The 21252-nt window shown below is 64.5% G+C and carries 15 protein-coding genes and 1 pseudogene; 7 read left to right on the top strand and 9 right to left on the bottom strand.

What is annotated here, in order from left to right; genetic code table 11:
* Positions 1–127 precede the first annotated feature (127 nt).
* Together gltB and ACTGJ9_RS09285 are read left to right on the top strand one after the other, a co-directional pair.
* The gene (gene gltB / locus ACTGJ9_RS09290) at positions 128–4861 is read left to right on the top strand and encodes a glutamate synthase large subunit (protein WP_456676808.1); all 4734 of its coding nucleotides are present in this window, start codon (positions 128–130) and stop codon (positions 4859–4861) included.
* A gap of 145 nt (positions 4862–5006) precedes the next feature.
* Complete coding sequence (locus tag ACTGJ9_RS09285; RefSeq protein ID WP_456676807.1) at positions 5007–6458, top strand: glutamate synthase subunit beta; 1452 nt, start codon at positions 5007–5009, stop codon at positions 6456–6458.
* 194 nt (positions 6459–6652) lie between these two features.
* On the opposite strand, the gene ACTGJ9_RS09280 is transcribed toward ACTGJ9_RS09285, so the two are convergent.
* Complete coding sequence (locus ACTGJ9_RS09280; RefSeq protein ID WP_456676806.1) at positions 6653–8398, bottom strand: outer membrane beta-barrel protein; 1746 nt, start codon at positions 8396–8398, stop codon at positions 6653–6655.
* A 194-nt stretch (positions 8399–8592) separates the two neighbouring features.
* On the opposite strand from ACTGJ9_RS09280, the gene ACTGJ9_RS09275 reads away from it, so the two are divergent.
* On the top strand, positions 8593–9600 hold the full coding sequence (locus ACTGJ9_RS09275) for a KpsF/GutQ family sugar-phosphate isomerase (RefSeq protein WP_456676805.1): 1008 nt from the start codon (positions 8593–8595) through the stop codon (positions 9598–9600).
* A 137-nt stretch (positions 9601–9737) separates the two neighbouring features.
* On the opposite strand, the gene ACTGJ9_RS09270 is transcribed toward ACTGJ9_RS09275, so the two are convergent.
* Positions 9738–10289 carry a carboxymuconolactone decarboxylase family protein gene (locus tag ACTGJ9_RS09270; RefSeq protein WP_456676804.1) on the bottom strand — a complete coding sequence of 184 codons (552 nt, stop codon included), beginning with the start codon at positions 10287–10289 and terminating at the stop codon, positions 9738–9740.
* Between the two features lie 71 nt (positions 10290–10360).
* On the opposite strand from ACTGJ9_RS09270, the gene ACTGJ9_RS09265 reads away from it, so the two are divergent.
* Positions 10361–10699: a winged helix-turn-helix transcriptional regulator gene (locus ACTGJ9_RS09265; protein WP_456676803.1), complete on the top strand. Its 339-nt coding sequence runs from the start codon at positions 10361–10363 to the stop codon at positions 10697–10699.
* Between the two features lie 41 nt (positions 10700–10740).
* On the opposite strand, the gene ACTGJ9_RS09260 is transcribed toward ACTGJ9_RS09265, so the two are convergent.
* From ACTGJ9_RS09260 to hemH, 4 genes are all read right to left on the bottom strand, one after another.
* Entirely contained in the window at positions 10741–11184 is a 444-nt protein-coding gene (locus tag ACTGJ9_RS09260) for an NfeD family protein (protein ID WP_456676802.1), read from the bottom strand.
* A 54-nt stretch (positions 11185–11238) separates the two neighbouring features.
* Entirely contained in the window at positions 11239–12243 is a 1005-nt protein-coding gene (locus ACTGJ9_RS09255) for an SPFH domain-containing protein (RefSeq protein ID WP_456676801.1), read from the bottom strand.
* A gap of 207 nt (positions 12244–12450) precedes the next feature.
* Entirely contained in the window at positions 12451–13227 is a 777-nt protein-coding gene (locus ACTGJ9_RS09250) for an ABC transporter substrate-binding protein (RefSeq protein WP_456678481.1), read from the bottom strand.
* A gap of 197 nt (positions 13228–13424) precedes the next feature.
* Positions 13425–14462, bottom strand: a complete 1038-nt coding sequence (gene hemH, locus ACTGJ9_RS09245; RefSeq protein WP_456676800.1) for a ferrochelatase — start codon at positions 14460–14462, stop codon at positions 13425–13427.
* A gap of 82 nt (positions 14463–14544) precedes the next feature.
* On the opposite strand from hemH, the gene ACTGJ9_RS09240 reads away from it, so the two are divergent.
* A complete protein-coding gene (locus ACTGJ9_RS09240) occupies positions 14545–14943 on the top strand; it encodes an MAPEG family protein (protein ID WP_456676799.1) in 399 nt (132 codons plus the stop codon).
* Between the two features lie 155 nt (positions 14944–15098).
* On the opposite strand, the pseudogene ACTGJ9_RS09235 reads toward ACTGJ9_RS09240, so the two are convergent.
* The 3 genes and pseudogenes from ACTGJ9_RS09235 to ACTGJ9_RS09225 all read right to left on the bottom strand — a co-directional run bounded on the left by ACTGJ9_RS09235 (position 15099) and on the right by ACTGJ9_RS09225 (position 18928).
* Positions 15099–16219: pseudogene (locus tag ACTGJ9_RS09235) on the bottom strand (nickel/cobalt transporter).
* Positions 16209–16841 (bottom strand): DUF1007 family protein, encoded by a 633-nt coding sequence (locus ACTGJ9_RS09230; protein ID WP_456676798.1) that lies wholly within the window; start codon positions 16839–16841, stop codon positions 16209–16211. The pseudogene ACTGJ9_RS09235 and the gene ACTGJ9_RS09230 overlap by 11 nt, the downstream one beginning before the upstream one ends.
* A 5-nt stretch (positions 16842–16846) precedes the next feature.
* Positions 16847–18928 carry a M3 family metallopeptidase gene (locus ACTGJ9_RS09225; RefSeq protein WP_456676797.1) on the bottom strand — a complete coding sequence of 694 codons (2082 nt, stop codon included), beginning with the start codon at positions 18926–18928 and terminating at the stop codon, positions 16847–16849.
* A gap of 135 nt (positions 18929–19063) precedes the next feature.
* Between ACTGJ9_RS09225 and ACTGJ9_RS09220 the strand changes: the two genes are divergently transcribed.
* Both ACTGJ9_RS09220 and ACTGJ9_RS09215 read left to right on the top strand, forming a co-directional pair.
* Positions 19064–19318: a hypothetical protein gene (locus tag ACTGJ9_RS09220; RefSeq protein ID WP_456676796.1), complete on the top strand. Its 255-nt coding sequence runs from the start codon at positions 19064–19066 to the stop codon at positions 19316–19318.
* Positions 19319–19995: 677 nt separating this feature from the next.
* Positions 19996–21138 carry a type III PLP-dependent enzyme gene (locus ACTGJ9_RS09215; protein WP_456676795.1) on the top strand — a complete coding sequence of 381 codons (1143 nt, stop codon included), beginning with the start codon at positions 19996–19998 and terminating at the stop codon, positions 21136–21138.
* Positions 21139–21252: the final 114 nt, after the last annotated feature.

Raw genomic sequence — 21252 nt, 5'->3', positions numbered from 1 at the left:
TTGGCCTGAATTTAAGAAAATGCGGCTCGCAGCGGACGAGCGGTGGCCCAAAACCGGGTGCCGCGGGACGCCCAAGGTGCGCCGAAGATGGCGGTGAGGCAGCTTGCCGCATGTAGAGGACGAGGACATGAACGGGTCGCAATTCGAGCGCGCAAACATCGTGGCAGAAGAGCTGTCGGCGACGGTCGCCTCGAAAACGACCGATCCGATCCAGGAGCACAATTCGCGCCCGCCGGCCGAAGGTCTCTACGATCCGAGCCTGGAGAAGGATTCCTGCGGCGTCGGCTTCATCGCCAACATCAAGGGCAACAAGTCCCACGAGATCGTCTCGGACGCGCTCAACATCCTCTGCAATCTCGAGCATCGCGGCGCCGTCGGCGCCGACCCGCGCGCCGGTGACGGCGCCGGCATCTTGGTGCAGATCCCGCACGCCTTCTTCAGCCGCAAGGCCAAGGAGCTCGGCTTCGCACTGCCCGCGCCCGGCGAATACGCCATCGGCGCGCTGTTCATGCCGCGCGACACCGCCTGGCGCAACGTCATCAAGAGCATCATCGCCGACCAGATCAAGGCGGAAGGCCTGACCCTGCTCGGCTGGCGCGACGTGCCGACCGACAATTCCTCGCTCGGCGTCACCGTGAAGCCGACCGAGCCTGCCTGCATGCAGGTGTTCATCGGCCGCAACGGCACCGCCAAGACCGAGGACGATTTCGAGCGCCGGCTCTACATCCTGCGCAAGTCGATCTCGCAGGCGATCTATCAGCGCCGCGACCGCGGGCTCGCAGGCTATTACCCGTGTTCGATGTCCTGCCGCACCGTGATCTACAAGGGCATGTTCCTCGCCGACCAGCTCGGCAAGTACTATCCCGATTTGCACGAGAAGGATTTCGAGAGCGCGCTCGCGCTCGTTCACCAGCGCTTCTCGACCAACACCTTCCCGGCGTGGTCGCTGGCGCATCCCTACCGCATGATCGCGCATAACGGCGAGATCAACACTCTGCGCGGCAATACCAACTGGATGGCGGCGCGCCAGGCCTCGGTGAGTTCCGAGCTGTACGGCAAGGACATCAACCGGCTCTGGCCGATCTCCTACGAAGGCCAGTCGGACACCGCCTGCTTCGACAACGCGCTCGAATTCCTGGTGCAAGGCGGCTACTCGCTGCCGCACGCCGTCATGATGATGATTCCGGAGGCCTGGGCCGGCAATCCCTTGATGGATGAGAAGCGCCGCGCCTTCTACGAATATCACGCCGCCCTGATGGAGCCGTGGGACGGCCCCGCCGCGATCGCCTTCACCGACGGCCGCCAGATCGGCGCCACGCTCGACCGCAACGGTCTGCGGCCGGCGCGCTATCTCGTGACCAAGGACGACCGCATCGTGATGGCGTCCGAAATGGGCGTGCTGACGATCCCCGAGGACCAGATCATCACCAAGTGGCGCTTGCAGCCCGGCAAGATGCTGCTGGTCGACCTCGAACAGGGTCGCCTGATCCCGGACGACGAGATCAAGGCCGAGCTCGCCCGGAGCCATCCCTACAAGGAGTGGCTGGAGCGGACCCAGATCGTGCTGGAAGAGCTGCCGAAGGTTGCGACCACCGGCGTGCGCTCGAACCTGTCGCTGCTCGATCGCCAGCAGGCGTTCGGCTACAGCCAGGAAGATATCGCGATCCTGATGACGCCGATGGCGGCCACCGGTGAAGAAGCCGCCGGCTCGATGGGCAACGACACGCCGATCTCGGCGCTGTCGGACCGGGCCAAGCCGCTGTTCACCTACTTCAAGCAGAATTTTGCGCAGGTCACCAACCCGCCGATCGATCCGATCCGCGAAGAGCTGGTGATGAGCCTCGTCTCGATCATCGGGCCGCGGCCGAACCTGTTCGACCTGCAGGGTCTTGCCACCACCAAGCGCCTCGAAGCGCGTCAGCCGATCTTGACCGATGCCGACCTGGAAAAGATCCGCTCGATCTCGGACGTGGCCGAGTCGCACTTCAAGTCGCGCACGCTGGACACGACCTTCCACGCCGGTCTCGGCGCGGCCGGCATGGATCAGGTGCTCGACGAGCTCTGCGCGCGCGCGGAAGCCGCTGTGCGCGAAGGCGTCAACATCATCATCCTGTCCGACCGCATGGTCGGCACCGACCGGGTGCCGATCCCGTCGCTGCTGGCCTGCGCCTCCGTGCATCATCATTTGATCCGCACCGGCCTGCGCACCTCGGTCGGCCTCGTCGTCGAATCCGGCGAGCCGCGCGAAGTGCATCACTTCGCCTGCCTGGCCGGTTACGGCGCGGAAGCGATCAATCCCTATCTGGCGTTCGAAACCATCATCGCGATGAAGGACCGCCTGCCCGGCTCGCTCGACGACTACGAGATCGTCAAGCGCTACATCAAGTCGATCGGCAAGGGCCTGCTCAAGGTGATGTCCAAGATGGGCATCTCGACCTACCAGTCCTATTGCGGCGCGCAGATCTTCGACGCGGTCGGCCTGAAGGCGGACTTCGTCGGAAAGTTCTTCGCCGGCACGCATACCCGTGTCGAGGGCGTGGGCTTGGCCGAGATCGCGGAAGAGGCCGTGCGCCGCCATGCCGACGCGTTCGGCGAGGCGCTGGTCTACAAGACAGCGCTCGATGTCGGCGGTGAATACGCCTATCGCAGCCGCGGCGAGGACCATGCCTGGACCGCGGAATCGGTCGGGCTGCTTCAGCACGCCGCCCGCGGCAATTCGCTCGAGCGCTATCGCGCCTTCGCGAAGATCCTCAACGAGCAGTCGGAGCGCCTTTTGACGCTGCGCGGCCTGTTCCGGATCAAGAACGCGGAGGAAGAGAAGCGGAAGCCCGTGCCGCTCGACCAGGTCGAGCCGGCCAAGGACATCGTCAAGCGTTTCGCCACCGGCGCGATGAGCTTCGGCTCGATCTCGCGCGAGGCGCACACGACGCTCGCGATCGCCATGAACCGGATCGGCGGCAAGTCAAACACCGGCGAAGGCGGCGAGGAAGCCGACCGTTTCAAGCCGCTACCGAACGGCGACAGCATGCGTTCGGCGATCAAGCAGGTCGCCTCGGGCCGCTTCGGTGTCACCACGGAGTATCTCGTCAACTCCGACATGATGCAGATCAAGATGGCGCAGGGCGCCAAGCCCGGCGAAGGCGGTCAGCTGCCCGGGCACAAGGTCGACGCGACCATCGCGAAGGTTCGTCATTCGACGCCCGGCGTCGGCCTGATCTCGCCGCCGCCGCACCACGACATCTACTCGATCGAGGATCTGGCGCAGCTGATATACGACCTTAAGAACGTCAACCCGACGGGCGACGTTTCGGTCAAGCTCGTCTCCGAGATCGGCGTCGGCACCGTCGCCGCGGGCGTCGCCAAGGCGCGCGCCGACCATGTCACCATCGCAGGCTTCGAGGGCGGCACCGGCGCTTCGCCGCTCACCTCGATCAAGCATGCCGGCAGCCCCTGGGAAATCGGCCTCGCCGAGACCCACCAGACGCTGGTGCGCGAGCGGCTGCGCAGCCGCATCGTGGTCCAGGTCGACGGCGGCTTTCGCACCGGCCGTGACGTCGTGATCGGGGCGCTGCTTGGGGCCGACGAGTTCGGCTTTGCCACCGCGCCGCTGATTGCGGCCGGCTGCATCATGATGCGCAAGTGCCATCTCAACACCTGCCCGGTCGGCGTCGCCACGCAGGATCCCGTCCTGCGCAAGCGCTTCACCGGCCAGCCCGAGCACGTGATCAACTACTTCTTCTTCGTCGCGGAGGAAGTCCGCGAGATCATGGCCTCGCTCGGCTTCCGCACCTTCAACGAGATGGTCGGTCAGGTTCAGCTGCTCGATCAGACCAGGCTGGTCGCGCACTGGAAGGCCAAGGGCCTCGATTTCTCCAAGCTCTTCGTCAAGCAGAAGGAAGAGAAGGGCCAGAAGATCTATCACTCCGAGCGCCAGAACCATCATCTGGAGGCGGTGCTCGACCGCACGCTGATCGAGAAGGCACAGCCCTCGCTCGACCGCGGCGCGCCAGTGAGGATCGAGGCTGCGATCAACAGCACCAACCGCTCCGCGGGGGCGATGCTTTCGGGCGCGGTCGCCAAGATCTACGGCCATGCCGGCCTGCCGCAGGACACCATCCACATCAGTCTCAAGGGCACTGCCGGCCAGGCGTTCGGTGCGTGGCTTGCCAACGGCGTCACCTTCGAGCTCGAGGGTGAGGCCAACGACTACGTCGGCAAGGGCCTCTCGGGCGGCAAGATCATCGTCAAGCCGCCGGCCAACAGCAGCATCGTGCCGGAAGAGAGCATCATCGTCGGCAACACCGTGATGTACGGCGCCATCCAGGGCGAGTGCTACTTCCGTGGCGTCGCCGGCGAACGCTTTGCCGTACGCAACTCGGGCGCGGTCGCCGTGGTCGAAGGCGCAGGCGATCATTGCTGCGAATACATGACCGGCGGCATCGTGGTCGTGCTCGGCAAGACCGGGCGTAACTTCGCGGCGGGCATGTCCGGCGGCATCGCCTATGTGCTCGACGAGACCGGCGGCTTCGACAAGCTGTGCAACATGGCGATGGTCGAGCTCGAGCCGGTGCTGTCGGAAGAGCTGATCAACGCGGGCACCTATCATCACTCCGGCGACCTCGAGGCACATGGCCGGGTCGACGTGTTCAAGGACCTGCTCGACTCCGACGTCGAGCGCCTGCACGTCCTGATCACGCGCCATGCGAAAGCGACCGGCTCCAAGCGCGCCGCCGACATCCTTGCCAACTGGAAGGAATGGCTGCCCAAATTCCGCAAGGTGATGCCGGTCGAGTACCGGCGCGCGCTGCGCGAAATGGCCGCCAACGCGGACGCCGAGCCGAAAATCGCGATCGGGGCCTAGGAATATCAGCGCCCGTCATTGCGAGCGTAGCGAAGCAGTCCAGACTTTCTCCTCGGAAGCAGACTGGATTGCTTCGTCGCAAGAGCTCCTCGCAATGACGGTGAGGGAACAACAAAACGACTAAGCGGCAGGGACTTCGGGTTTAATGGGCAAGATCACGGGTTTTCTCGAAATCGAACGGCATGACCGCAAGTACACCCCGGTCGCCGAGCGCGTGAAGCATTTCAACGAGTTCGTCGTCCCCTTGACCGAGAAGGAAACGCGCGACCAGGCCGCACGCTGCATGAACTGCGGCATTCCTTATTGCCACGGCACCGGCTCGGTCGCGCCCGGTACGCCCGGCTGCCCGGTCAACAACCAGATCCCCGACTGGAACGACCTCGTCTATCAGGGCAACTGGGAAGAGGCCTCGCGCAATCTGCACTCGACCAACAATTTCCCGGAGTTCACCGGCCGCATTTGTCCGGCGCCATGTGAAGCCTCCTGCACGCTCAACATCGACGACAACCCTGTCACCATCAAGACCATCGAATGCGCGATCGTCGACCGCGCCTGGGACAATGGCTGGCTGCAGCCCGAAGTCGCGGCGGTGAAGACCGGCAAGAAGGTCGCCGTGATCGGTTCGGGTCCGGCCGGCATGGCCTGCGCCCAACAGCTCGCACGCGCCGGCCACGACGTGCACCTGTTCGAGAAGTACGCCAGGGCTGGCGGCCTGCTGCGCTACGGCATTCCCGACTTCAAGATGGAGAAGGGCGTCATCGACCGCCGCGTCAAGCAGATGGAAGGTGAAGGCGTCACCTTCCACTACAACAGCCATGTCGGCGTCGACGGCAATGTCGATCCGCGCGAGATGTTGAACGAGTACGACGCCGTTGCGCTGACCGGCGGCGCGGAAGCCCCGCGCGACCTGCCGATCCCCGGCCGCGAGCTCGACGGCATCCACTATGCGATGGATTTCCTGCCGCAGCAAAATCGCCGCGTCTCCAGCGAGCCCTTGAACGGCGTCACCGAGATTTTGGCCGGCGGCAAGCACGTCGTCGTCATCGGCGGTGGCGACACGGGCTCCGACTGCATCGGCACCTCGCTGCGCCAGGGGGCGCTCTCAGTGACCCAGCTCGAGATCATGGCCGCCCCGCCCGAGCGCGAGAACAAGGGCCTGACCTGGCCGAACTGGCCGCTCAAGATGCGGACGTCCTCGAGCCAGGCCGAAGGCGCGGTGCGCGAATTCGCGGTGCTGACCCAAAAATTTTCCGGCGAGAACGGCAAGGTCAAGAAGCTGCACTGCGTGCGCGTCGACGACAAGTTCAAGTCGATTGCCGGCACCGAATTCGAGCTCGATGCCGAGCTGATCCTGCTCGCGATGGGCTTTGTCCATCCCGTGCACGAGGGCCTGTTGAAGCAGCTCGCGGTCGACCTCGACCCGCGCGGCAACGTCAAGGCCAACACGCTGGACTACCAGACCTCGCGCCCGAACGTGTTCTCCGCGGGCGACATGCGCCGCGGCCAATCGCTGGTGGTGTGGGCGATCCGCGAGGGCCGGCTGTGTGCAAGGTCGATCGACACGTTCCTGATGGGGAAGACGGATCTGCCGCGGTGAGTCTCGCTCCGCAGCCAGATTAGCAAACGGTGTCATCGCCCGCCTTGTGCGCAATCGCGCACTGGAGCGGGCGATCCAGTACTCCAGAGACTTGCCAGGATACGGAGAAGCCGCGGCGTACTGGATGCCCCGGTCGAGCCGGCGCACGACAGTGGAATGCGCGTTGAGAGCAATGCCTCAACACGTCAGCGCCCTCAATTCTGCAACCTCACCCCGACCATCGCCACCGTCCCCTGCGAGCTTGAGCCCGGCTGGTTCGAATCCAGGATATCGTGGCGCAGCGTGCCCTTGATCCAGACATTGCGGTTGACCTTGTAGATCAAATTGCCTTCGATCGAGTAGGTCTTGTCGTTACGATTCTGGTCCTGGTAGTCGTAGGTGCCGTAGGTGAACTTGCCGATTGCGGTGAGCCAGCGGCGGAAGTCGTGATCGACCTCGGCGGCATAGGTGTGCACCAGCACGCCGGCGGAGCCGGGGATCGTGGTCTCCGCGATCTGCGTGTCGGTGTTGAATTTCACCGTCGTCAGCCCGCTCGCGTTCCAGATCAGGGAGCCCGAGGTCAGGAAGCCCGAGAGCTGGCTCAGCCGCGGGTCGACATAATTGCGCGCGGAATAGCCGACCGAGATCTCGCCGATGAGGATACGCGAGAATTCAAAGGACGAGCCGACCTTGGCATAGCCGCCGGTTGAATCGCGCAGGTATCCGTTGCGATCGGCGGGTTGGTCGTGGACGCGGTTGTCGCCTTCGATCTCGACGAACGGCCTCAAGCCCGGCTTCAGCTCGTAGGAGAAGCGCCCGACGCCGCCATATTGGTTGAAGTCGCGATCGTCGTTGCTGAAGGTGGAACCGTCGGTGAGCTTGGAGGCGGTGTAAGCGGTGCGATCGATGGTGGCACCGGCGGCGACCTGGAAGCGGTTGAACGTCTGGTCGAAGCCGAAGGTGCCGCCATAGCTGGCGTAAACAGGATATTTCTGCAGGCCGGCCTGCACGTTCGGGCTGCCTGGATTGTCGGTGGCGAGGCGCAGGCGCAGCTGCGAGGTCAGCTTGAGGTCGCGGTCGACGTCGAAACGACCGTCGACATGGCCCGTGAAATCGGGACGGTCGATCTCGACCGGCGACGGCGAGGCGAATCCGTCGATCGTCGCCGGCATGTTGTTGGTGTAGCCGGAGAACGAGCCGCGCAAGTCAGCGACCAGCGCGTGGCGCTCCCAGTCCGACATGACGAGAAGATCGGGCGCGACGACATAGGCCGGCGATCCGACCGGCTTCTGCAGGCGCGCCGGATTGGTGTCGTAACCGGTGGAGAGCTCAAGGCCGCCCTTGATCAGAAAGCTGCCGGCGTAGTCGCCGACCGCGCCGAACGCATCGTCATCGATCTTGAGGCGACGGCGCGGCGGCTGACCGGGCACGATGCCCGCCATCGCCGGCGGCACCGGCGTCTTGTTCGCGGTCTCCGACGGCGGCGGCGCGATGCGCGGCGCACCCAGTGGAGACAGCGGCGGTGTTGTGGACGGCACCGGTGAGCCCGGACCTGCGGGCTTCTTCGGCTTCGGCTGGCCCGGATAGAGCTTTGGCTGCTGGCGCTTGCGATTGAGCGAGTCGTAGCCGGAGCTGCTCGCGCCGTTCGCTGCGGGCAGGCCATAGGTCGGTATCTGGCCGACACGCGATGGTGCAGGCGTCTCGCTTCTCTTGCGCGGATCGTCGTTGGGATCGGGCGGCGCCGGGATCGCATCCGACGGCGCCTGCGGGACGCCAGCGGTGCGGCGCATCGGCAGCGTGTCGAGCGCGACGAAGCCGCCGCGGTTGGGATTGAACAGGTCGGGTGTCAGGCTCTGGGCGGCCGCCGGGCCAGTTTCCAGTATGGTCAGCAGCAGGCATGGCAAAGCGGCGCGAAAGGCGTACGCGCGACTGCTCCGGCCCCTACCTGGAGGCGACCCCACGATGGAATAACTCCAACGAAATCAGCTACTTCTTCCATGGCCATCCGCGAGCGCGGGGGAACCATCGTTAATGGAGTTAAAACAATTATGGTTAATGACCCGTTGATGGGTTCAGGGTCCGCGTCGCCTCATCGGCCCGGCCGTGCTAAGCAGGCCGGCAACGGGCCGACGCCCCTCCTCCCCTGGACCAGAACATGCCGAGCTCGAAACCGCTGATGACCCCATCATCCGGCCCCACTCCGACTAGCGTCGAATCCGCGCTCCGCACGCTGGAGACCGAGAGCGGAGGCATCAACGCGCTCGCGGCTGCCCTGCGCGGCCCGCTCGGCGAGGCGTTCGCCAAGGCAGTCGACCTGATCCGCAACGCCAAGGGTCGCGTCATCGTCACTGGCCTCGGCAAGTCCGGCCACATGGCGCGCAAGATCGCAGCGACCCTGGCCTCGACCGGCACGCCGGCCTTCTTCGTCCACACCGCTGAAGCTGCACATGGCGATCTCGGCATGATCACCACCGACGACGTCATCATGGCGCTGTCCTGGTCCGGCGAGCAGCCGGAGATGAAGACGCTGGTGAACTATTCGGCGCGGTTTGCGATCCCGATGATCGCGGTGACGTCGAACGCGGCATCATCGCTGGGCCAGGCCGCCGACATCGTGATCGAGCTGCCGAAGGCCCGCGAGGCCTGTCCGCACAATCTGGCGCCGACCACCTCGACGATGATGCAGGTCGCGATCGGCGATGCCATTGCGATTGCGCTGCTCGAAGGCCGCGGCTTCACCGCGCTGGAATTCGCGCATTTCCATCCGGGCGGCAAGCTGGGCGCGATGCTGAAATTCGTCCGCGACTACATGCGCACCGGCGCGGAGATTCCGGTCAAGCCTGAAGGCACCAAGATGTCGGACGCGGTGATGGAGATGTCCGCCAAGGGGCTCGGGTGCGTCTGTATCGTCAACGCTGCCAACGAGGCTGTCGGCATCATCACAGACGGCGATTTGCGCCGTCACATGCGACCGGACCTGCTGACGGCGGCGGTCGACGACATCATGACCAGGCAGCCGAAGACGGTGCCGCCGTCGATGCTCGCGACCGAGATGATCGAGGTCCTGAACACGCGAAAAATAACAACGCTGGTGGTGACCGAGGCGGACAAGGTGGTCGGCATCGTGCATCTGCACGATCTGCTCCGGGCTGGCGTGGCGTAAGGTACGCCGCTCTCTCCACCGTCATGGCGAGCGCAGCGAAGCAATCCAGACTGCTTCCGCGGAAAGATTCTGGATTGCTTCGTCGCAGCAGCGCAAAATTGCTTTGCAATTTTGTCGCGAGCTCCTCGCAATGACGGCTATTGCGGAAACCGCGCTGCCTTCTCCTCCAGCGGGAGTCGCAACCCGTTCGCCAGATACGACACGGTGCGGTAGAAGCCGCACAGCAGCATGATCTCCAAAATCTGCGCCTCGTCGTAATGCGCCGACAGCACGTCGAACTCGGCGTCGGTGAACGTCGCGCGGTGATGCAGCGCGTCCACCGCCGCGATCAGGGCCTGCTCGGCCGGCGACCAGCAGGGTGAATTCGCTTCGCCCTGCACCGTCGCGCTGACCTCATCCTCGGTGAGCTTCGCTGCGCCGGCGAAAATCGCGACATGGACCCCCCATTCATATTCGCAATGGGTGAGCGCACAGGTCCGATCAATGACGATCTCGCGCTGGCGCAGCGACAGCGGCCCGGGATCAAGCAGGCCGCCAGCACGAAACTTGTCCCAGGCGCGGGGGTGCCCCGCCATCACCCGGAACAGCACCAGCGGCGGCGCCCCGCGCATGATGCGGTCGAATTGTGCCTGGATCTCCGGAGGATAAGGCGGCGCGGGCGGAGCGATACGCGGCGTCGGGGATGACATAGCCGTCCTCTTTGCTACAATTACTGTAGCTCATTGCTACATTATATGTAGCAATACGCAAGAGGGTCGCGATGGCGAAACAAGCAGCATCACGGGAGCGCCGCGTTTGTGGCTCGCATACCGGGCGGCCGATCATGGCGCTGCTCGATCTGCTCGGCCGGCGCTGGAGCCTGCGGATATTGTGGGAGTTGCGCGATCAGCCCCTCACCTCGCGCGCACTACGCGCGGTCTGCGACGAGGCATCGCCGACGGTGCTGCAGGCGCGACTGACGGAGTTGCGCGAGGCGGGATTCGTCAAACTCGGCTATGGCGGCGGCTATGGCCTGACGGCGCTCGGGCGGGATCTGTGCGAGACATTCATGCCGCTGCACAGGTTCGCAGAGAGGTGGATCAGCAAGAGCGGTCTCTAGCTCTGGCGATCCAGCCGCAACAATCTCGTCATTGCGGTAGACTACGCCGCTGCCACCGTCAGATTGGCGCCGTCCACCTGCACCACCCTGACCCGCGTTCCCGCCGGTGTGTCCGGGCCTGCCACGCGCCACACCGTGTCGCCGATACGCATGGTGCCGTTGCCGTCGATGATCGGCCTCTCCAGCGTGAACTCGCGGCCCAGCAGCGCCTCGCTGCGCTTGTTGAGGAAGGGGCTTGCGCTCGCATCCGGCTTCGGCCGGGCGAGCCGGCGCCACACCGGCACCGCGGCGGCTGCGAACACCGCAAACATCACGAGCTGGATTTGCCAGGATATGACGACGGCGAACGAGATCAGGCCGACCAGCAACGCTGCCAATCCCAGCCAGAACAGGAACACGCCCGGCGCGACCACCTCCAGCGCCATCAGAATGAAGCCGAAGATCAGCCAGTTCCAGGTGCCGAGCGATACGAACATGTCGGTCATGACACGACCTCCGAATATTCGCGCATGACCTTGTCGGAGATCATGCGCAATTCCTTACCCCTGCCGCGGCGGCACCGCCGGCGGTGTGCTGCCGGTCGGCGGCACCGAACCGGTGCGGCGCGCGGCGGCGGCCGCGGATGCTGCGCTTTCGCCGAAGGTTGCCTTTGCGATCTCACCGATGCCGGCGAGCGAACCGAGCAGGCTCACGGCCTCGATCGGCAGCATGATGATCTTCTGGTTCGGCGCATCCGCGAACTGACCGAATGCCTTGATATATTTGTCGGCGATAAAATAATTCAGCGCCGCGACGTCACCCTTCGCGATGGCCTCGCTGACCATTTGCGTCGCCTTGGCCTCGGCCTCGGCGGACCGCTCACGCGCTTCGGCGTCGCGGAATGCAGCTTCCTTGCGGCCTTCGGCCTGGAGGATCTGACCCTGCTTGGCGCCCTCGGCGCGCAGGATCTCGGACTGGCGCTGACCTTCGGCTTGAAGGATGTCGGCGCGCTTGACACGCTCGGCCTTCATCTGCCGGCCCATCGCTTCGACGAGGTCGGTGGGCGGCACGATATCCTTGATCTCGATGCGATTGACCTTGAGGCCCCAAGGCGAGACCGCGGCATCGACGACGCGCAGCAGGCGTTCGTTGATCTCGTCGCGGTGCGACAGCACCTGATCGAGATCCATCGAGCCCATCACCGATCGGATGTTGGTCATGGTCAGCACGATGATCGCCTGCTCGAGGTTGGCGACCTCGTAGCTCGCTTTGGCCGCATCGAACACCTGGAAGAAGGCGACGCCGTCCACCGTCACGGTCGCGTTGTCCTTTGTGATCACCTCCTGCTCGGGAATGTTGATCACCTGCTCCATCATGTTGATCTTGCGCCCGACGCGGTCGAAATAGGGCACGATCAGATTGAGCCCGGGGCTCAGCGTCTGGGTATATTTTCCGAACCGCTCGATGGTCCAGTCATAGCCCTGCGGCACAGTCTTCACGCCGGCAATCAGCGTGACGATAACGAGCAACACCAGAACAATCGCGAAAATATCGAAACCGCTCATATTTCCTCCAAGGCGGGAAAAGCGCTTCCCGCGCTGCCATTGGTCGAGATCGGGACCCTACCGGTTCAGCGGTCGCTTTTCACGTCGGCGTCCACGCCATTCTGCACAAGACGCACGGAGAGGGAACGGTCACGATTATGTATTTGCGATGGGCTCTTGAAAGGATCCGGACGCAGCCCTAGCGACAAACGTTAAGATATTGCGCCGCTACTCGATGACATCGTTCGCGGTTGCGAGCAGGCTTGGGGAAAGCGTGACGCCAATCGCCTTGGCCGTCTTCAGGTTGATCGCCAATTCGAATTTGGTGGGATTCTGGACCGGCAGGTCGGCCGCCTGCGCCCCTCTGAGGATACGATCGATATAGCTTGCGGCACGGCGTAGCTGCTCGGCGCTCTCCGTGCTGTAGGAGATCAGCCCGCCCTCGTCGACAAAGACGCGGCTCCAAAACATCCCCGGCGCCCGCGCTTGCGCGATGGCCGCGAGCAGAGGTGCGCGATTGGCCATGGTGAAGAAGTCCGGCAGTACCAGGAAGCTTCCATCTTTGTGCGAGGCCAGCGCGGCAAGCGAGGCGGCGTCGTGGACCGGCGCGGGCTCGACCGTCACATGAAGCGCGCGTCCGGCCTGCTCGATCGTGTGCAACATGAGGCCGGCGAAAGGCGCGGTCGCGGGATTGTAGACGACGAACACGCGGGAAACCCTTGGCTGGATCTCCATCAGCAGGTCCAGCCACTTGCCGGCGAGAGGGCCGTCATAGTCAGTGAAGCCGGTGAGATTGCCGCCGGGACGGGCGAGGTTTTTGACAAAGCCCTGACTGACAGGGTCGGTGATCACGGCAAAGACGATCGGCGTCGTCGCCGTACGCTTCTGCAGCTCCTCGACCGAGGGCGTGCCGATCGCGAACAAGAGATCGGGCTTGAGCGCGACCAGCTCCTCCGCGAACTTCGCGATCCGCTGCCTGTCGCCCCCACCGCTGCGCCAGTCGATTTGCAGATTGGCCGTTTCCTTCCAGCCATGGGCGGCGAGCGCCTCGGCAAGGGGGCTGCCCGATCACGTCATCTTCGATAACGGTGAGAACGCCGAGCCGTCGCATCGTCGTCGGCCGCTGCGCCAGAGCGGACGGCGCCAACGCAGTGATCGTCCCAACAAACGCCAGACATTCGCGGCGGTTCATGGAGCGATCCTCATATCCAGCCTTGCAGCTCGCGCAGCACCAGCGTGCGGATCACATCCATGCCGGGATCGCTGTCGTTGAGGCAGGGGATCGCGGAAAACTGCTCGCCACCATTGTGTTTGAAGATCTCGGCATTCTCCTGCGCGATCTCCTCCAGCGTTTCCAGACAGTCGGCCGAAAAGCCGGGCGTCACCACCGCGATGCGGCGCACGCCTTCCTTGGCGAGACGCTCCATCGTCTTGTCGGTGTAGGGCTGCAGCCACTCGTCATTACCAAAGCGCGACTGGAAGGTCAGCAGCAGTTTTGTTTCGTCGATACCGAGCCGGCGGCGCAGAGCCGCAGTCGTGGCGACGCAGTGACCCTGATAGGGATCGCCCTTCTCGACATAGGATTTCGGCATGCCGTGGAAGGAGGCGACGATCAGCTCTGGCTTGAACGGCTGCGGGGCGAGATGCGTCTCGATCGAGACGGCGAGCGCCTCGATATAGGCGTCATCCGCGTAATAGGGCGGCGCCACCCGCAGCGTCGGCTGATTACGCAGGCGGGCGAGCACGCGGAACACCTCGTCGCAGACGGTCGCCGAGGTCGAGGCGGAATATTGCGGATAAAGCGGCACGGCGAGGATGCGGTCGCATCCCCCGGCGATCAGCGCATCGATGCCCGCCTTGATCGAGGGATTGCCGTAGCGCATCGCCCAATCCACCACCACGTGGTCGCGGTCCGACAGCGCGGCGGCGAGCTTGTCGGCTTGCGACCGCGTGATGGTCTTCAGCGGCGATTCGTTCTTTTCAGTATTCCAGATCTTCCGGTAGTCGAGCGCCTTGGTGCGGGGACGGCTGCGCAGGATGATGCCGTTCAGCACCAGCTGCCAGATCAGGCCCTGGTCCTCGATGACGCGGGCGTCCGAGAGAAATTCCTTGAGATAGACCCGCACGCCCGGAGCGTCGGCGGTGTCGGGCGTGCCGAGATTGACCAGCAGCACGCCGACGCGCGGCCGGCCCAATGGTGTGGCCGGTTTCGCTGAAACGATGGGGGTGGTGGTCGTCATCGTCAGTTGCGTCGCGCGTTGCTCCGAACTTGTCAAGATGAGCCCGGTTTCGCTAGGGTCGCCCGCAGGCGGGGGAGGGACGATGACACTCGCGGAATGGTGCGTTCTCGGAGCGCTGCTGCTCTATCTCTTGACGATAGGCTCGATCAAATGGATCCGGTTTCGTGGCTTCGACAACTCCCGGCCGCGCGATCCCACCTTCTATGAGGACGCCATCGCGCAGCGCGCGCTCGGCGCGCACCAGAACGGGATCGAGACCTTCCCGTTCTTCGCGTTTGCCGTCCTGCTCGCCGAATTCCGGGACGCGCCGCAGCGCCTGATCGACGAGCTTGCGGTGCTGTTCCTGATCGTGCGGATCGCCTATGTGCTGACCTATCTCGGCAACCGCCCGACGCTGCGCTCCATCCTCTGGAGCATCGGCTTTGCGCTCAATCTCGGGATTTTCTTGATGCCGATGCTGAAGCGGCTTTTACCGGTGTGAGCACCCGTGTCCCGGACGCGGTGCAGCGCTCTTGCGCTGCTCCGCAGAGCCGGGATCCAGAAAACCAAGCCCTGCCATGCGGAGAGATGGGCCCCGGCTCTGCAGCGCACCGTCGAAGGGACGCTGCGCTGCGTCCGAGGCACGAGAGTACTAGCTTAAAAGCACGTCGTCCGTTCGGCCGCGGCGTAACCGAACAACAGCCCCGCCCCGAACAGCAGCACGAGGGCGGCGGCACCGAATTCGATGCCGCGCATGAAGAGCGCGCCGCCGCCGTCACGGCCCGCGCTCAGGCGGGCGGCAATGTCCTTGGCGGAAACGGCAATCACGGCGATAGCCGCGACCGTGATCGCGGTGCCCAATCCCATCAGGAAAGTCGCGGCGATACCGGCCCAGAACAAGCCCTGCGCCAGCGCGAACACCAGCACCAGGATCGCCCCGAACAGGGCCGGATCCCGACAGTCAGGATCGCGGCAAACCCGCGCCGCCAGCCGCCGCGGCCGGCGAGCTCGCTCGGGGTCGGGCCATGGGAATGGCCGCAATGCTCGTCGTGGACGTGGTCGTGCGCTTGCTGAGTGTGAGCATGGCCGTGGTGACGGTGATCATGTCCATGGTCATGGTGATCATGCGCATCATGATGATGATGGCCGTGATCATGATGATCATGCGGCACGCCCGCGATCGCGGGTACCGGCTGCGTTGCCTGAAGCGCGCGGATGAAGGCGCCGCCCTTGACCCAGACCAGCCGCAGGCCGAACAGCGCGATCAGGCCATAGCTCGCGATCTCGATCGCGCCCTCCGCCTTACACATGGTCTTGGCGGTGGCGTTCAGGATCCAGGCCGAGATGCCGACGATCAGGACCGCGACCAGCGACTGCATCAGCGCCGAAGCAAACGACAGCGCGATGCCGCGTCGGGCGGTCTCGCGGTTGGCGACGAGGTAGGAGGCGATCACCGCCTTGCCATGGCCGGGGCCGGCGGCGTGGAAGATCCCGTAGGCAAAGGAGATGAAGAGCAACGTCCACACCGCGGAGCCGTCGGTCTTCGCGGCGCGGATGGTCGAGGACATCTGCCGATAGAATTCCGACTGCTTTGCCAGCAGCCAGCCGATGAGGCCGCTGGCCTCGGGCTCGACCGCCTGCGCCGGCTTCGGCGCGCCAAACGGATTTTGCGCCAAGACATCATGGAGCACGGCATCGGCCACGCCGACGACGAGGAGAACAGCGGCGCAGGCGAGGAGCCCGCGAACAAGAGGCGAGAGTGCGGCTTCAAGGGCAATCCACCGTGATCTTGTTGGCGAACATCATGCCGAAATTGGCGTTCGGTCCGTCCATGAAGGTCTGCTCGTTGAGCTTCTGCGCCGTCGCGGTGCCGTCGCTGGGACGATCGAGCTTCATCTGGCAGCCTGCGGGCGCGCCGACCAGCTTGACCGGACTGTCCTTGGCCATCTGGAAGTCGATGAAGAAGGAGCGATCGAACACTTCCAGCATCAATTGCTTCGCCTTGAGCGGCGTCTTCAGCGGCAAGGTGAAGTGCAGGGTCAGCACCGTATCCTTGTAATCGAGAAAATAATCGACCGGCTCGTTAAAGCGCTCCTTCTTGCCGTCGGCTCGCGCAAAGGTGAAGTAGGCATATTCCTTCAGCGACTCGACATTGGTCTGCGCCAGCGGCCCCAACTCCTCGCGCGTATAGGTCCCCTTCTTTTTGGCCTCGAGCCCCTGCACCGCATAGGCCGAGAACATGTCGTCGAAGGTCCAGGCATGGCGGACGCCGGTGATCGAGCCGTCCTCGGCATAGAGCAGCTCGCTCGTCGCCGTGATCCAGACATGCGGATGCGCGCTCGCCGTGCCTGATGCGAGCATCATCGCGGCGGCGAGCAGCCATCCCAGCAGCGCGCGCATGCCGGTCAGGCCGCCTTGGCGTCGTCGAGCAGGCCGCGGCGGCGGAGCAGCGCATCGGGCTCGGGCGGGCGGCCGCGGAAGGCCTCGTAGGCCAGTTCCGGATCGACAGATCCCCCGCTCGAATAGATGTCGTCGTGCAGGCGCTTGGCCACGGCCCGATCGAAGATGTTGCCGGCCTCCTCGAAGGCGCCGAAGGCGTCGGCGTCCATCACCTCCGACCACATGTAGCTGTAATAGCCGGCGGCGTAGTGGTCGCCGGAGAAGATGTGGCCGAACTGGGTCGGCCGATGCCGCATCGAGATTTCCTCGGGCATGCCGATCTTCTCCAGCTCGCGTTTCTCGAAGGCGCGGACATCCTGCGCCGCGGCTGCCGGCTGGGAGTGGAACTCGAGATCGAGCAGCGCCGAGGAGACGAACTCGACGGTGGCAAAGCCCTGGTTGAATTTTCGCGCGGCAAGGAACCGCTGAAGCAGGTCGTCCGGCAGCGGCTCGCCGGTCTGGTAGTGGCGGGCGAATTGCTGCAGAACCTCGGGCCGCTCCTGCCAGTGCTCGTAGAGCTGCGAGGGCAGCTCGACGAAGTCGGTGAACACCGAGGTGCCCGACAGCGACGGATAGGTCACGTTGGAGAGCATGCCGTGCAGGCCGTGGCCGAATTCGTGGAACAGGGTGCGGGCATCGTCGGGCGACAGCAGCGACGGCTCGGTTCCGGTGCCCTTGGCGAAATTGCAGACATTGATGACCAGCGGCGCGATCTCGCCGTCGAGCTTCTGCCGGTCGCGCAGCGAGGTCATCCAGGCGCCGGAGCGTTTTGACGGCCGCGCGTAATAGTCGCCATAGAACAGCGCCTTGTGCTTACCGTCGGGGCCCTTCACCTCCCAGACGCGGACGTCGGGGTGCCAGACCGGCACGTCCTTGCGCTCCGCGAAGGTGATGCCGAACAGGCGCGTGGCGCAGTCGAAGGCGGCGGCGATCAGGTGGTCGAGCGTCAGATAGGGCTTGATCGCGGCGTCGTCGAAATTGGCACGCTGGAGGCGGAGCTTTTCGGCGTAGAAGCGCCAGTCCCAGGGCGCCAGCTTGAAATTGCCGCCCTCCTCCGTGATCAGCGCCTGCATCTCGTCGCGGTCGGCGAGCGCCCGGGCCCGGGCCGGCTTCCAGACGCGCTCGAGCAGGCCGCGAACCGCATCCGGCGTCTTGGCCATGGAGTCTTCGAGACGATAGGCGGCGAAGGTCGGGTAGCCCAACAGCTTGGCGCTCTCCTCGCGCAGCTTCAGGATTTCGCCGATGATCGTGTTGTTGTCGTTGGCATTGCCGTTGTCGCCGCGCGCCGTGAAGGCCTTGTAGACCTTCTCGCGCAGGTCGCGCCGGGCCGAGCTCTTCAGGAACGGCTCGGTCGAGGAGCGCGAGAGCGTCACGATGGCCTTGCCTTCCATGCCGCGATCTTCTGCCGCGGCCTTGGCGGCGGCGACGAAGCTCTCCGGCAGGCCCTGGCGATCGGCCTCACCGAGCTCCATGAACCAGTCCTGCTCGTCGCCGAGCAGATGATGGCTGAAGCCGGTCGCGAGCTGGGCCAGCTTCTCGTTGATCTCCGCCATGCGCGTCTTGGCCTCGTCGGAGAGGCCGGCGCCGGCGCGGTGGAAGCGGGTGTAGGTGCGCTCCAGCAGGCGGAGCTGCTCCGGATCGAGGCCGAGATTGGCGCGGTTCTCGTGCAGCTGGGCGATGCGGCCAAACAGCACGGCGTTCATCATGATTGGATTCCAGTGCCGCGCCATCCGCAAGGAAACCTCCTTGTCGATCTCCAGGATGGCCGGGTTGGAATGCGCCGAGACCAGGTCGTAGAAGACCGAAGCGACCTTGTTGAGCAGCTTGCCGGAGCGCTCCAGCGCCGTGACGGTGTTGGCGAAGTCGGCCGCGGCCGGATCGTTGGTGATCGCAGCGATCTCGGCGGAGTGGTCGGCGAAGGCCTGCTCGAAGGCGGGGAGGAAGTGCTCCGGCTTGATCTCGCCGAAGGGCGGGGTCGCAAACGGCGTCACCCAGGCCTTCAGCAGCGGGTTGGTCTCGGAGTCCGTAGTTTGGCGGGGGTCTGACATCGCAAGTCCGATTTTTGAGCCGATTTGTTGGGTCCAGCTATAGCACGCGATGGGGCTTTTTTGGGCCATTTGGCCTTGCTCCCGCCTGCCTTTTCGGGGAGATTGCGGCCCTCGAAGCTACGGACCCCAAAGCCCATGAACGCGCCCTCCTCGTCTTCCCGTCAGATCGTCTGGCCGAACATCATCACCGTCGTCAGCGCCGCCATCCTGATCGGTGCCGAGGTGTTCGGCGCAGCGTTTGCCGGTGGCTGGGCGCTCGCAATTCTGTTGGGGCTCGGCGACCAGGGCGCGCACATCCTCCAGGCCGTGCTGTTCGCGCTCGGCGTGCTGGTGATGACCGCCTTCATCCGCGCAGCCCAGCGCGTCGAGCCGTTCTTTAAGCGCGGCTGACGCTCCTCGCGCGCGTCTCAGAGACGCGCGCGACACAGAAATCTTAACGCGCGTTCATCTTCCGAGAAGCTCGCACAACACTGCGCAAGCAGATGTTAGGCAATTCTGTTCTCAGCCTAAAAAATTTCTTGCGAAGCCGAGTCAAAACGCTTATGTGCGCTCTTGCCCAATTTCGCACGTGCCTGTGGTCGTGTGTCAGTCGGTAGGTATCCGGACAAGAGGCCGGACAGCCGCCAAGGGGTGAAGAAGCCGAGGGGCTCTTCGGAAGTGCGGAAGTCGGAAGCCTTCATAAGGTGGACGACAGAAGCAAACCCGGAGCGTCCAGCATCTCTCCAAAGAGATGCCTTGTCGAAGGTGACTTCACTTTTTGCAACCGTGACTGGCAGCCGGAGGCGAACCGGCGCACCCCGCTCTCAACGGGGGACGCGACTTAAAGCAACGACGGATCGGGCTTTTTTGGTCTCTACCGGCAGTCCAACGCCGGCGCGGGCTACTGAAAAGGCTTGTCCTTCATTGCCAGGTGTGCGGGCGGGAAAATTCCCAACCAATCCACGGCAGCACAGTCTGATGTGAGTCTTTGGCTCGTCACGCCTCCATCGCGTGATCTGGCCGGAGCGCTCTTATCCGACGACATTTTTTGAACGGATCCCCGTCGCTGGGCCGTTTGGGAGAGTGCTATGACCGAACGTATTCAGGAATTCCTGCGCAACCGCCGCAGCGAGGGCCGGGACACCGAGCCTTGCCTCGTGGTTGACCTCGAAGTCGTGCGCGACAATTACCAGACCTTTGCCAAGGCGCTGCCCGACAGCCGCGTGTTCTATGCCGTCAAGGCGAACCCGGCGCCGCAAGTGCTGGCGCTGCTGGCGTCCATGGGCTCCTGCTTCGATACGGCGACGGTCGCCGAGATCGATATGGCGCTGGCCGCAGGTGCGACACCCGACCGCATCTCGTTCGGCAACACGATCAAGAAGGAGCGCGACATCGCGCGCGCCTTCGCGCTCGGCATCCGGCTTTTTGCCGTGGACTGCGTCCCCGAGGTCGAGAAGGTCGCCCGTGCCGCTCCCGGCGCGAAGGTGTTCTGCCGCATTCTCTATGACTGCGCCGGCGCAGAATGGCCGCTGTCGCGCAAGTTTGGCTGCGACCCGGAAATGGCCGTCGACGTGCTCGACGTTGCCAAGGGCCTGGGCCTGGAGCCGTGCGGCATCTCCTTCCATGTCGGCTCGCAGCAGCGCAAGGTGAAGGCGTGGGACCGTGCGCTGGCGATGGCCTCGCAGGTGTTCCGCGACTGCGCCGAGCGCGGCATCAACCTCTCCATGGTCAACATGGGCGGCGGCTTCCCGACCAAGTACCTGAAGGACGTCCCGCCGGTCGTGACCTACGGCCGCTCGATCTTCCGCGCGCTGCGCAAGCACTTCGGTAACCAGATTCCGGAGACCATCATCGAGCCGGGTCGCGGCATGGTGGGCAACGCAGGGATCATCGAATCCGAGGTTGTGCTCATCTCGAAGAAGAGCGGCGAGGACGAGGTGCGCTGGGTCTATCTCGACATCGGCAAGTTCGGTGGTCTCGCCGAGACCATGGACGAGTCGATCCGCTACGCCATCCGCACCGCCCATGACGGCGCGGACATGACGCCCTGCGTGCTCGCCGGCCCGACCTGCGACAGCGCCGACGTGCTGTACGAGAAGAACCCGTATCCGCTCCCCGTCACGCTCGAGATCGGCGACAAGGTGCTGATCGAAGGCACCGGGGCCTATACGTCGACCTACTCGGCGGTGGCGTTCAACGGCATCCCGCCGCTGAAGACCTACCACATCTGATCCGCCTCTTTTCTGAGGCCTGACGAACCCGGGAGCCGGCTTGCCGGCTCCCCCCCCAACATTTCGATTTCTGACGACGCCTTGGACCGGCGCGCTACGCGCACGTCGGCTTCA

Source organism: Bradyrhizobium sp. RDM12 (genome assembly GCF_051917485.1).
In the GTDB taxonomy this organism is placed as follows: Bacteria; Pseudomonadota; Alphaproteobacteria; order Rhizobiales; family Xanthobacteraceae; genus Bradyrhizobium.
Note: the sequence above shows the minus strand (reverse complement) of the source record. Positions and strands in the feature narration are given on the sequence as shown.

Excerpts from the sequence above, each read along its gene's own strand:
- ACTGJ9_RS09255 (WP_456676801.1), bottom strand. The coding sequence starts at position 12,243 with ATGAGCGGTTTCGATATTTTCGCGATTGTTCTGGTGTTGCTCGTTATC.
- ACTGJ9_RS09230 (WP_456676798.1), bottom strand. The coding sequence starts at position 16,841 with ATGCGCGCGCTGCTGGGATGGCTGCTCGCCGCCGCGATGATGCTCGCA.
- ACTGJ9_RS09265 (WP_456676803.1), top strand. The coding sequence starts at position 10,361 with ATGGCGAAACAAGCAGCATCACGGGAGCGCCGCGTTTGTGGCTCGCAT.
- hemH (WP_456676800.1), bottom strand. The coding sequence starts at position 14,462 with ATGACGACCACCACCCCCATCGTTTCAGCGAAACCGGCCACACCATTG.
- gltB (WP_456676808.1), top strand. The coding sequence starts at position 128 with ATGAACGGGTCGCAATTCGAGCGCGCAAACATCGTGGCAGAAGAGCTG.
- ACTGJ9_RS09285 (WP_456676807.1), top strand. The coding sequence starts at position 5,007 with ATGGGCAAGATCACGGGTTTTCTCGAAATCGAACGGCATGACCGCAAG.
- ACTGJ9_RS09260 (WP_456676802.1), bottom strand. The coding sequence starts at position 11,184 with ATGACCGACATGTTCGTATCGCTCGGCACCTGGAACTGGCTGATCTTC.
- ACTGJ9_RS09215 (WP_456676795.1), top strand. The coding sequence starts at position 19,996 with ATGACCGAACGTATTCAGGAATTCCTGCGCAACCGCCGCAGCGAGGGC.
- ACTGJ9_RS09275 (WP_456676805.1), top strand. The coding sequence starts at position 8,593 with ATGCCGAGCTCGAAACCGCTGATGACCCCATCATCCGGCCCCACTCCG.
- ACTGJ9_RS09240 (WP_456676799.1), top strand. The coding sequence starts at position 14,545 with ATGACACTCGCGGAATGGTGCGTTCTCGGAGCGCTGCTGCTCTATCTC.
- ACTGJ9_RS09225 (WP_456676797.1), bottom strand. The coding sequence starts at position 18,928 with ATGTCAGACCCCCGCCAAACTACGGACTCCGAGACCAACCCGCTGCTG.
- ACTGJ9_RS09220 (WP_456676796.1), top strand. The coding sequence starts at position 19,064 with ATGAACGCGCCCTCCTCGTCTTCCCGTCAGATCGTCTGGCCGAACATC.
- ACTGJ9_RS09270 (WP_456676804.1), bottom strand. The coding sequence starts at position 10,289 with ATGTCATCCCCGACGCCGCGTATCGCTCCGCCCGCGCCGCCTTATCCT.